Source organism: Micromonospora sp. NPDC005291 (assembly GCF_040607415.1).
Taxonomy (GTDB): domain Bacteria; phylum Actinomycetota; class Actinomycetes; order Mycobacteriales; family Micromonosporaceae; genus Micromonospora.
In genome coordinates this window covers 81,066-92,829 of the sequence record NZ_JBEXGR010000012.1, presented here as the reverse complement: position 1 = coordinate 92,829, position 11,764 = coordinate 81,066, and the positions used below count along the sequence as shown (strand labels likewise).

8 protein-coding genes are annotated in these 11,764 nt (G+C 71.9%); all 8 read left to right on the top strand.

The window, feature by feature from the left end:
• The first annotated feature begins 350 nt into the window (after nucleotides 1-350).
• The 8 genes from ABZT18_RS17960 (at nucleotide 351) to ABZT18_RS17925 (ending at nucleotide 11,619) form a co-directional block, all read left to right on the top strand.
• Nucleotides 351-2,063, top strand: coding sequence for a glycosyl hydrolase (locus ABZT18_RS17960; RefSeq protein ID WP_354993685.1), 1,713 nt, complete (start codon nucleotides 351-353; stop codon nucleotides 2,061-2,063).
• 221 nt (nucleotides 2,064-2,284) lie between these two features.
• Nucleotides 2,285-4,222, top strand: a complete 1,938-nt coding sequence (locus ABZT18_RS17955) for a hypothetical protein (protein ID WP_355251904.1) — start codon at nucleotides 2,285-2,287, stop codon at nucleotides 4,220-4,222.
• 95 nt (nucleotides 4,223-4,317) lie between these two features.
• Nucleotides 4,318-4,866, top strand: coding sequence for a DapH/DapD/GlmU-related protein (locus ABZT18_RS17950; RefSeq protein WP_354993683.1), 549 nt, complete (start codon nucleotides 4,318-4,320; stop codon nucleotides 4,864-4,866).
• Nucleotides 4,859-6,457, top strand: coding sequence for a lipopolysaccharide biosynthesis protein (locus ABZT18_RS17945; protein WP_354993682.1), 1,599 nt, complete (start codon nucleotides 4,859-4,861; stop codon nucleotides 6,455-6,457). Before ABZT18_RS17950 ends, ABZT18_RS17945 begins: the two co-directional genes overlap by 8 nt.
• Nucleotides 6,458-6,525: 68 nt before the next feature.
• A complete protein-coding gene (locus ABZT18_RS17940) occupies nucleotides 6,526-7,818 on the top strand; it encodes an O-antigen ligase family protein (protein ID WP_354993681.1) in 1,293 nt (430 codons plus the stop codon).
• Nucleotides 7,815-9,449, top strand: coding sequence for a lipopolysaccharide biosynthesis protein (locus ABZT18_RS17935; protein WP_355251901.1), 1,635 nt, complete (start codon nucleotides 7,815-7,817; stop codon nucleotides 9,447-9,449). Before ABZT18_RS17940 ends, ABZT18_RS17935 begins: the two co-directional genes overlap by 4 nt.
• Nucleotides 9,450-9,457: 8 nt before the next feature.
• On the top strand, nucleotides 9,458-10,360 hold the full coding sequence (locus ABZT18_RS17930; protein ID WP_354993679.1) for a sulfotransferase domain-containing protein: 903 nt from the start codon (nucleotides 9,458-9,460) through the stop codon (nucleotides 10,358-10,360).
• Nucleotides 10,357-11,619 (top strand): hypothetical protein, encoded by a 1,263-nt coding sequence (locus ABZT18_RS17925; protein WP_355251898.1) that lies wholly within the window; start codon nucleotides 10,357-10,359, stop codon nucleotides 11,617-11,619. Before ABZT18_RS17930 ends, ABZT18_RS17925 begins: the two co-directional genes overlap by 4 nt.
• Nucleotides 11,620-11,764: the final 145 nt, after the last annotated feature.

Sequence of the window (11,764 nt, the reverse complement as noted above, 5' to 3'; positions counted from 1 at the left end):
AAGAGGAATGGATTGCAAGGTCTGAATTTCGTCCGATGGATGGCGATTGACGCGCTTCCCGCACCTTGCCGCTTCTCCTCCTGCTGGCGTTGCCCGCCGTCGTCAGTGCGCTGCTGCATAGGAAGCAGGCAACGAACGTGCCCCGTTGACTCTGGGGTGCGCTTACCGGCTCCGCGACGACGCAGCTCCGCCTTCCACATGCGACGGTGCATGTCAAGGCCAGTGATCGGTCGGTCGCGGCTTCCTTAGCTGACGGTTAAGACGCGCTTACGGGAAACTGTCCTCCGTACGACACGGCCTGGTCATCGATACGCTGCTCACCGTTACGGACGCAGACACAGGGAGTTTCCTTGACCAGGCACGGACTGCACCGCATCACCCGGCTCCGCTCTGGACCCCGTCGCAAGGCGATCGCCATCGGCGTGGTTGGCGGTTCGGTGGTGGCCGGCATCGTGGCGACCATGATGCCGCTGCTGGCCAGCGACGACCTGTCGATCCAGGCGGCGGCGGACACCACCGCGACCGCGGTGTCGCAGGACGGCGACAACGCGGCCAAGACGACCCTCGCGACCTGCCCGACGCGCTGCGACGGCAACCCGCGCGGTGGCCGCGAGGCGGTCATCGAGTTCGCGGTGACCACCGTGCCGGCCGCTGCGGTCAACGTCCGGGCGACGCTGCGGATGCACGCCTGGCAGCAGTTCGCCGCGACGGTGACGGCGCACGCCTCGCCGCTGAGCGCCCGTGAGGCGCGACCGGCCCTGGCGTCGGCCGGTGACGCGCTGGACAGCGTGACCGGTGTGTCCAAGGGCGTCAACGAGTGGGACATCTCCAAGCTGATCACCGGCAACGGCACCTGGACGGTCTCGCTGGCGCAGAGCGGCCTCGACAGCCGGATCTACTGGGCGTCGGTCGAGAACCGCAACCCGGACCTGCGTCCCAGCCTGGTGATCAGTTACGACATTGGGGCCCGGCCGTCGCCGGTGACGACCACCCGACCCGCGCCGCCGCCGTCGTCGTCGCCGAGCGCGTCGCCGACCACCGCCGCGCCGAAGCCGACGCCGACGGTCGCCCCCACCCGGACGCCGACCCCGAGTGCCAGCGGCACCCTTCCGGCCGGTCGGTGCGGGTCCGTGTCGAACAAGCTCGTCCCCTCCTGCGGCGCCTGGTGGGGCATGTACTCACCCGCCGGGGCGGCCGGCGGCTGGGACCACGGCAAGGCCGTCACCGACGTGGAGACGCAGGTCGGGCGCAAATTCGACATCGTGCACCGCTACCACGACTTCTCCAACGCCGGCAGCAACGGGGCCTTCCCCGACGTGTACGAGTTGCAGCAGATGCGCGAGGGCCGGCTGATGTTCTTCGCCTGGGAGTCCCGCGACTTCTCCGCGGGCACCACGCTGAAGTGGTCCGACGTCTACAGCGGCCGGCAGGACGAGACCATCGACGCGGTCGCCGGCCGGATCCGCGCCGCTGGCGTGCCGGTCTTCATGGGCTTCGACCACGAGCCGGAGGACGAGCCGGCCAAGGGCAGTGACGCCGACTTCGTCCGCGCCTGGCGCTACGTCTACGACCGCTTCGCCAAGGCCGGCGCGACCAACGCGGTCTGGGTCTGGACGATGATGGGCTGGTCCGGCCACTACTCCCGGTACGACGACCTGTACCCCGGTGACGGGTACGTCGACTGGGTGGCCTACGACCCGTACAACTTCCACGTCTGCAACGGCAGCACGGTGTGGAAGAGCCCGAGCACGACCGTGGGCGGTTTCTACCGCTGGTTGGACGAGAACGGCATCGGCGCCGGGAAGCCGCGGATGCTCGCCGAGTTCGGCACCAACTTCAACTCCGCCGACCCCGGCGCCAAGCAGCGCTGGTTCCAGGAGTTCCCGGCGGCGCTGAAGGCGCACCCGAAGATCAAGGCTGCCATCTACTTCAACTCGCCCGGCATGACCAGCCGCACGGCGACCTGCGACATGACGATGAACCACGACGCCTCGGCGGTGGCCGGCTTCACGCAGGCCGGCCGGGACCCGTACCTGCGGCAACCCACCGGGGGCGGCCGCTGACGATCATGACGAGCTGACAGAACGGCGTTCGCCGGGGGTCGGTCATCCGATCCTCCGGCGTTCTGTCGGCTAGTGGATTCACGCACCGCCCAATCGGCGGATTTTGTTTACCAGGCTGGACGAGGCACGCTACCTCGGGTTCTCATCCATCTTGGAGGCGAAGCGTGCCCAAACTCTCGCACTTGTGGCGTTCCGCAGGACGACGTCGTACTGGCGCGGGGGTGGTCGCGTTGGCGACCGTCGCCGCGGTTCTGGGCGTGCCCACCAGCACGTCGGCTGCGGTGGTACCGGTCCCGGAGACGGCGACCCTGGTCTCGGCGAACCCCGCGGACGTGACTCCGCATGCCCGAGACGGCGAAACCCGCGCCTTCGCGCAGGTGGGCAATACCGTCTTCGTCGGCGGCAGCTTCACCCAGCTTCGGCAGACCGCCAGCTCCGCGTGGGTCACGCAGCGCTACCTCTTCGCGTACGACCGGACCAGCGGCACCATGTCCACGACCTTCCTGCCGGTGCTCGACGGCGCGGTCAACACGCTTCTCGCCGGCCCCGGCGGCACGCTGATCGTCGGCGGCACCTTCAAGAACGTCAACGGGGTCTCCCGCAAGAACCTGGTGGCCCTCAACCCGTCGACCGGCGCGATCATCGACAGCTGGGTCGGGCGCTCCGACGGCGGCACGGTCCGCGACCTGGCGCTGCACGGCAACTGGCTGTACGTGGCCGGCGCGTTCAACTGGCTCAACGGCACCGCGCACGCCGGTCTCGGCCGGCTCAACGCGACCACCGGCGCGATCGACCCGAGCTTCACCATCGATGCCACCGTCGGGCGGCACAGCACCACGTCGTACGTCTGGACCATCGACGTCGCGCCGGACGGCAACACGCTGGTCGTCGGTGGCAACTTCACGCTCGTCAACGACCTGCCGCGCAACCAGATCGCGTTGGTGGACGTCTCCGCGACGCCCACGCTGCTCAACTGGAGCACGGAGAAGTTCGTTCCGCCGTGCGCGGCGCCGGCAACCTTCGTGCACTACGTGCAGGACGTGAAGTTCGGTGGCGACGGCAGCTGGTTCGTGGTCGGCTCCAACGGCGGCGCTGGCTGGCCGACCGCGTACTGCGACGCCCTGGTCCGCTTCGAGACCGCCGCACGGGGCAGCGGCCTGCTCGCCACCTGGGCCGACTTCACCGGCAACGACACCATCACCGCGGTCGAGGTGGCGGACAACGTGATCTACCTGGGCGGGCACTTCCGCTGGGTCAACAACCCGAACGCCAGCGACAACGCCGGTCCGGGAGCGGTCGACCGGCTCGGCATCGCCGCCGTCACCCCGGCGACCGGAATGCCGGTCAACTGGAACCCGCGCCGCAGCGGCAGTGCCTCGATGCCCTCGGGCACCAGCAACTGGGGTTCGGCGGTGCCGGTGCTCTGGCGCGGCTCGGACGGCCTCTACTTCGGGCACAACTCCGATGGCATGGGCGAGGAATACCACGGCCGGCTCGGCATGTTCCCGCTCGCTGGCGGGCGTACCTTCACCGCGAAGAACCCGCCGACCGCCACCACGGGCAACCTCTACCTGGGCACCGGTGCGGGCACCCTGGCCAAGGTGCCGTTCGACGGCACCGCGCTGGGCACCCCGGCCACGGTCAGCCAGCCCGCGTACACGGCGGCCGGCGCGACCTGGCGGGTGGCTGACCGGATCTACTGGGCGCACACGGTGGCCGGCACGCCCACCGGCAGTCGGATCGACATCTCGCTGTTCAACGGCGGGGCGATCGGCTCGCCGTGGGAGGCGTCCGGCTACAACGACTGGTACAACCCGGCGCTGCTGACCGGTGCCTTCTTCCTCGACGGTCGGCTCTACTACACCCGTACCGGGGCCAACAATCTCTACTACCGCTACTTCGAGATCGACGGCAACTACCTCGGCGCCACCGAGTTCACCCTGCCGACCACCGGCGTGACCTGGTCGGGAGTGCGTGGCATGGCCTGGGTGGGCGGCCGGATCGTCTACGGTGCCACCGACGGCACGCTGCGCAGCGTGCCGTTCGACCCGACGGCCGCGCCGACCGCGGTGGTCAATGGCGCCTCGGCGACCGTCATCAGCACTGCGACGCCCGAGTTGTCCTGGTCCACCCCATCGACGTTCTTCTCCGTACAGTAACGGTCAACCGTTCGTAACGGAGCATCGGTAGATTGTTCACGTTGGGCCGGCGGCGGGCATCACCGCCGCCGGCCCCGCGACGTGGGGGAGGGTCGTTGCTCGGCGCCGCTGGCAGTACGAAAGGCGCGGTGCGTCTGGTCTTCGCGGTCAAACGCGGCTGGTACCGGCTCCGCTACCGGCGGTTGACGCTCGGCCGGGACGTGGAGATCCGTGGTCGGATCCGGCTGCGCCGCGGCGTGCGGGTGACCATCGGTGACCGCACCCGATTGAACAAGCTCGTCCGCTTCGCGGGCCCCGGCGAGGTACGCGTCGGGGCCGACTGTCTGCTCAATGCCACCTGGATCGGCACCTGGACGTCGGTGACCGTGGGAGACCGGTGCCTCCTGTCGGACTGTGAACTGCTCGACAACGACTTCCACAACCTGCGGCCCCAGCAGCGGCACGCGCCGCCCAGCCCGGCCACCCGTGTCCCGATCGTCCTCGAGGACAACGTGTGGGTCGGTGCGCACGCCCTGGTGATGAAGGGCGTACGGGTCGGCCGGGACAGTGTCGTGGGCGCAGCGACGGTGGTCCGCACGGACGTACCACCCGGGGTCGTGGTGGTCGGCAATCCTCAACAGACGGTGAAGAAGTTCCATGACTGATGCAGCTCCCGGCCCCTGGCCCACGGACGGCCCGTCCTCCGGCACCTCCGGAGCCGTGACACTGACCGACCTGCTGCGGGTGCCGATGCACCGTCTGCGGCTGGTGGCGGCGGTGGCCATGGTCGGTCTGCTCACCGCGCTCGGCTATGTGCTGCTGGTGCCGGTGGCGATGACCGCGAGCGCCGTGGTGGCGGTCCGACCGGTGGTGACCGACGCGTTCACCCCCAGCGGTGCTGGCGCCGACCGCGCGGTCAACATGAACGTGGAGAGCGGCATCGCCACCGGCACCGAGGTGGTGCAGCAGCTCGCCGACTCGGCCGGCGCCGACCCGCGTGACATCCGCAACGCGCTCGAGGTCGAGGTGCCCACCGGTGGGCAGATCCTGCGCTTCACCTACCAGGCGCGCGACGCGCACCGGGCGGTGCAGAGCGCCAACATGGCCGCCCAGGCATACCTGGACGTGCGACGCGGCATGTACGAGCAGCAGCGCGCCGAGATGCTGCGCTCCTACGACGCCAGCATCACCAAGGTCGCCGCCCAGCAGACCGCGCTGCAGAGGCGGGCGAGCACCGTCAAGGACACGGCTGCCGGCGATGCCGTGGTGGCCGAGCTGGCCGGGATCAACAACCAGCTCACCCAGCTCAACTCCGCCCGTACCGAGATCGCCGCAGTCGACGTCAACCCTGGCTGGGTCACCCAGACCGCCGAGAAGGCGCTGGTCACCTCCGCCGGGCACCGGCCGCTCTACCTGGTCGCCGGCCTGCTCGGTGGCGCGCTGATCGGCATCGTGCTGGCGTACGCCTGGGAGTCGACGGACCGGCGGGTCCGCTCGGTCGCCGACGGCCGGGATGCCACCGGCCTGCCGCTGCTCGGCACGGTGCGCCGGGCGGCGTTCCGGGGCAGCCCTCGGGCGGTCGACGCCGACGTCCGGTACGTGGCGATGGCGGTCGCGGAGCGGGTCCGTCAGCCCGCCCGGGTGGCGCTGGTCACCGCCCGGGAGGACGCTACGGCGCTCACCGCCGGGCTGGCGGTGGCGCTCGCCGCCGACGGCCGGGAGGTCTTCGTCGCCGACGACAGCGGACGCACCGAGCGGCTGCGCGCCACCGTGCTCGCCGACCGGGGACGGCTGCCCATCGACCCGTCCCGGCCGCTGGTGCCCAAGCCCCGCCCCGCCGGCAGCACCCCGACCGCCGCCGGCACCGTGGACAGCACGGCCGCCCGTCGGCCCTCCCCGCACCCGCCCGGCGCCCGCCCGTCCACCGACCCGGACGCCACGCTGACGCTGCCCCGGGTGTCCTCCGGCCGCCCGGACAACAATCGGGTCGTCGCCCCGGACGAGGTGGCCGTGGGCGTGGGCAGCGTCCGGTTCGGCACCTGGCGACAGGGCGCGGACCACGGACTGGTGCTGTTCAACGCCCCGCCGGCGGAGTCCGACGAGCGCGGCGTAGCGGTGGCCCGGCAGGGCAGTGCGGTGGTGGTCGTCGAGCGGGACCGCACCCGGCAGAGCGACCTGCGACGCCTGGTGGAGCGGCTACGCGCCGCCGGGGTCACCCCGCTGGGCTTCGTGCTCACCCGAAACGGCCGGGCCTGAGCGTGTCGGTCACTCGCGCCCCGGCGACCGAACCGCCGCCCGGAGGTGTCCCGGCCGTCGTCGCGCCGGTGCAGCCGCCCGCGCCGCCCCAGCTGCCGATCTGGCCGCTGTCGCTGATGTTCGGCCTGGTGCCGCTCTGGTGGTTGCTCGGCGCGTTCTACCTCGGCTGGCCGCTGTTGGGTGCGTTGCTGTTCGCCTTGCTGCTCACCCGGGGCCGGGTGCCGCTGCCACCGGCGGCCGGTATCTGGCTGCTGTTTCTCGCCATCGTGGTGGTCAGCGCCACCCAACTGAAGTCGCCCGCCTCGCTGCTCACGTTCGCGCTGCGCCTGGCCTTCTACCTGACCGCGCTGGTGGTCGGGATCTACGTCTACGCCGCCGCCCGCGAACGCGCCAGCCTGGTGGCGGTGCTCACCCCGCTCTGCGCGTTCTGGTTCGGGCTGGTGGCGCTGGGCTGGCTCGGCGTGCTGGTGCCCCGGCTGGCGATGACGACCCCGATGGAGGTGCTGTTGCCCGGCGGGGTGGCCGGCACCCCGTTCATCCAGGACATGGTGCACCTGACCACGGCGGAATACAGCGTCCGTTCGCTCAACCCGATCTACCGACCGGCCGCGCCGTTCGCGTACACCAACAACTACGGCAGCGCGTACGCGATGACCCTGCCCTGTGTGGTGGCGTTCGCCATGCTGCGCCGGCGCGGGCTGCTGCGCTGGGTGCTGCTGGGCTCGCTGCCGCTGTCGCTGGCGCCGGCGTTCCTCACCCTCAACCGGGCGATGTTCCTCAGCCTCGGTGCCGGGCTGGCGGTGCTCGGGGTGCGGGCCAGCCTGCGCGGCAACGTCCGGGTCGCCGCGTCCATCGTCGGGGTGGTGGTGACCGGCGCGTTGGCCACGCTGGTCATCCCAATCACCGACCTGATCAGCCAACGGGTCGACTCCAGCGACACCAACAGCGACCGGCTCTCGCTCTACACGGAGGTGATCCGCCGGGTGCAGGAGTCGCCGTGGTTGGGCTACGGCGCGCCGGTGAACGTCGACACCGTGTCGGCGGCCGCGCCGATCGGCACCCAGGGGCAGCTGTGGATGGTGTTGTTCAGTCACGGCGTACCAGCGCTCATCTGCTTCCTGGCCTGGTTCGTCGCCGCCGCGGTGATCTGTGCGCGAGCGACCTCGGCGGCCGGGCAGTGGCTGGCGGTGGTGCCGGTGGTCTGCCTGGTGCAGATCCCGTTCTATGGCATGGCGAATCAGAACCTGGCGGTGGCGTTCTTCGCGGTCGCCTTCGCGATGGCGCTGAGTGAACGCGAACGGCTGACCCGGTTGGCCGGGTTGCGGCCGCCGGCCGTGCGGGACGCGGCGGTGCCGGCATGACCGCCGCCACCCGACCACCGGCCGATTCGACGCCGGTGGCCGCCGGTCTGGATGAGCCAGTGGGTCCGGTCGCTCCCGTGGCGGTCGACGCCGGCACGGCCGAGACCCGACGCAGCGCGCGTAGCGGAGTGGCCGGCCTGCTCGGCGCGGCCACCAGCGGCCTGTTCGGCTTCGTGCTGGCCGTGGTGATCACCCGGGGGTACGGCACAGCCGGCGCGGGTGCGTTCTTCGCCGCGATCGGGGTGGTCACCGTGGCCACCGCGGTCTGCACGCTCGGCGCGGAGACCGGTCTGATGTGGGCGTTGCCCCGCCGCCGCGCCGGCGTGCGCGGGGATGCGGCCCGGATGCTCCCGGTGGCCCTGATCCCGCCGCTGCTGGCCGGGCTCCTGGTCGCCGGAGGGGGCATGCTGGCCGCCGACGCGCTCGCGCCCCGGCTGCTGGGTGGTTCCGGTGCGAGCGGCGAGGCGCTGCTCACGGTCACGTTCGCCGCGGTGCCGGTGGTGGTCGCGATGACCCTGCTGCTGGCCGCGCTGCGCTGCGTGCGGTCCATCCGGGCGTACGTCGGGGTGCAGTTCCTCCTGCTGCCGGTGGCCCGCCCGGTGCTGGTCGGCGGCGCCGCGCTGGCCGGCGGTGGCCTGCTCGCCGGTATGACCGGCTGGTTGGTGCCGGCGGCGTTGGCGCTGCTGGTCTGCCTCACCCTCGTCGCCGGCCCGCTCGGGCTGGGTCGGGGCGCGGCGCTGCGCCCGAGCCGCACCGACTGGTCGACGTTCTGGCGTTTCGCGTTGCCCCGGGCCGCCTCGGCGGCCATCGACGCGGGCAGCATGTGGGTGGGTGTGCTGCTCACCTCGGTGCTGGCCGGGCCGGCGGACGCTGGCGTGTTCGGCGCGGTCGGCCGGTACGTGCTGGCCGGTCAGCTGGCCATGCAGGGGCTGCGGGTGGCCGTGTCCCCGCAGTTGTCCCGGCTGCTCGGGCGCGGCGAGCGGGCCGCAGCGGCGGCCGTGCACCGGCAGTTGACCACCTGGGGTCTGGTGCTGTCCTGGCCGGTGTACCTGCTGCTGGCCGTCTTCGCGTTGGCCTTCCTGCAACTGTTCGGGCCGGAGTTCACCGCTGGCGTGCCGGCGATGACGGTGCTCGCGCTGGCGATGCTGGTCAACACCGGGGTGGGCAACGTGCAGAGCCTGCTGCTGATGGGCGGGCGCAGCGGGCTGCATCTGGTGGCCACGGTGGCCGGGCTGACGATGACCGTCTCGCTGGGCCTCTGGCTGATCCCCGGGTACGGCGCCACGGGCGCGGCGGTGGCCTGGGCCGCCGGCATCGCCACCGAGAACCTCACCGCCGCCTGGTTCGCCCGGTCGGTGGTCCGGGAGCCGCTGTTCGACACCGGGATGGTGCGCGCCGCGGCGGCGACGGTCGCCGGTGTGGGCCTGGCGGCCGGTGTCGGCGTGCTGGCCGGCGGGCGCGGCCTGCACGGCCTGGCGGTGGCGCTCGGTGTGCTGCTGGCCGGCTGCGTCGGCATGTTGACGTTGCCCCGGGTGCGCGCCGGCATCCGGGGGACCATGAGGCAGATCCGTGGAGGGGACAACGCGGCCGCGGCCGCCGAGCCCACCCCGGCATCGACGAGAGGCAGGTGAGGTCCGTCGTGGCGTCCATCCGTGACCGGGTCAAGCAGTTGGTCCCGACCCAGATGACCACCCGGGTGAAGGAGTCGCTCGTCGACTACGGGGTCCGCACCAGTGATCGCCGGCCCCTGCCGGACTTCCTGATCATCGGTACCAAGCGGGGCGGCACCACCTCGCTGTGGAACTACCTCATCCAGCACCCGCTGGTGCCCCGGCTCTTTCCCGCGTGGAACACCAAGTCGGCGCACTACTTCGAGGAGCACTGGGGTCGCGGCGAGGCGTGGTACCGCTCGCACTTCCCGACCGAGCGGCAGCGGGAGGCCCTGGCCAAGCGGCACGGCGGGCCGGTCCGGGTCGGTGAGGCCGCCCCGCTGTACATGTTCCATCCCCTCGCCGCGCAGCGGGTCGCCGCGCTGATGCCGACGGTGAAGCTGATCGTGCTGCTGCGTGACCCGGTGGAGCGGGCGTACTCGCACTGGAAGGAACGCCGCACCCACGGCATCGAGCCGCTGGACTTCGCCGCCGCGCTGGCTGCCGAGCCGGAGCGCACGGCGGGGGAGCGGGAGCGGTTGATCGCCGAGCCGGAGTCGTTCAGCGAGCCGTTCGACTGGTACACGTACCGGGCCCGGGGGCGCTACCTGGAGCACCTGGAGCCGTGGTTGGAGCGCTTCGAGCGGGAGCAGATCCTCTTCCTGCCGAGCGAGGACCTGTACCGCGACTCCCGCGCGACCTACCGGCGCACCCTCGACTTCCTCGGGCTACCGGCGTACGACCTGCCCAACTTCAAGGTCTACAACGACCGGCGCTCGTCACCGTTGGAGCCGGCGGTGCGCGCCGAGCTGACCGACTACTACCGGCCGTACAACGACGCTCTGCGTCAGCGGCTCGGGCTGGACCTCGACTGGGCGGACCAGGCGGCGTGACGACAGGGGTCGACTCGACCACGGACCCGCGCTCGCGGGTGGACGGTCTGGGCTGGGTGAGTCGTGCGGTCTTCCCGGACGACCGGGTCGGCCTGACCGTGGGCGGCGCCCCGCCGGCCGGTCACCAGGCGGTGGCCCGGTACGCGGTGGTGCCGTCGGTCGCGCGGGCCCGGTTCCTGGTGCCGTTGGGCGCGCCCCGGGCCGGGGCGGCGTCGCTGTTGGCGTACAACGCTCTGCGGCCACCGAAGGTGCGCGCGCTGCGGGCGGTGCTCGGCGGGCTGGCCCGGTTCGGCGGGGTGGGGCTGGCGCCCTTTCCGACGCTGACCGTCTCGGTGCCCGACGGGGCAGCGGCGGCTGAGTTGTTGTTGACCGAGCGGCTCACGGCCGACCTGGGCGGCACGCCGCTGCTGGCCGCCTGCGGGGTCCGCCCTCCCGACCCGAACGGCAAGCCCACCCTGCAACTCTTCAGCGCCGATGGCCGTCCGCGCGGCTACGCGAAGATCGGCTGGAACGATGCGACTCGCGCGCTGGTCACCGCGGAGGCGGCGGCGCTGCGGGCGTTGAGCGCGGTGGTCGGCGTCGCCGACCACCCGACGCCGCCGAGGCTGCTCACCGAGACGGCGTGGGCGGGCCAGGTGGTCGCGGTGATCGAGCCGTTGCCACCAGCGGTACGCGGTGTGCCGGTCGACGACCCACCGCGGATCGCGGCGCTGCTGGCGGTCGCCCGGCGCGGCGGCCCAGTGGGTGCGCCCCGACCACTGGCCGGGTCGACGTTCCTGACCCGGCTGGCCGAACAGGCCGAGCGGGCCGCTCTGACCGAGCCGGCCGGTACGCGGGCGGTCGCCGCGGTCTCCGCGCTGGCCCGTCGACACGGCGACACCAGCGTCGAGTTCGGTCACTGGCACGGTGACTGGGTGCCATGGAACCTGGGCTGGCACGCCGGCCAGTTGGTCGCCTGGGACTGGGAGCACAGCGGGCCGGACGTACCGCTCGGCTTCGACCTGGCCCACGACGCGTTCCAACGGGCTCTGGTGCTGCGGGGTGAGCCGGCCGACGCCGCGGCGTCGGCCGTGGACGAGCATCTGGGCCGGCATGGCGAGCGGCTCGGCCTCGACGCGGCGCAGCGCCGACTCGTCGCCGACGCGTACCTGGTGGAGATGTGGCTGCGGACGTGGCGGCTGGCGGACGCGGGCGCGGGCTGGAACGGCGCGCTGCATCCCGCACTCTTGGACGTCATCGAGAAAAGACATAGCGGCTGATCCGGGGAATTCGCGGCGTCGGGGGGTGCGCCGCAGAGTGACGACAAAATTGCAGGTGGTGACGACGATCGATGGACCTCGGGCGAACCGGTGCCCCGGACCACCCGATGTGGAGATCGTCATCTCGTCCGGTCGCGCTATTCAA

Coding starts and splice junctions, on each gene's coding strand:
- ABZT18_RS17945 (WP_354993682.1), top strand. CDS start 4,859: ATGACTGATGCAGCTCCCGGCCCCTGGCCCACGGACGGCCCGTCCTCC.
- ABZT18_RS17935 (WP_355251901.1), top strand. CDS start 7,815: ATGACCGCCGCCACCCGACCACCGGCCGATTCGACGCCGGTGGCCGCC.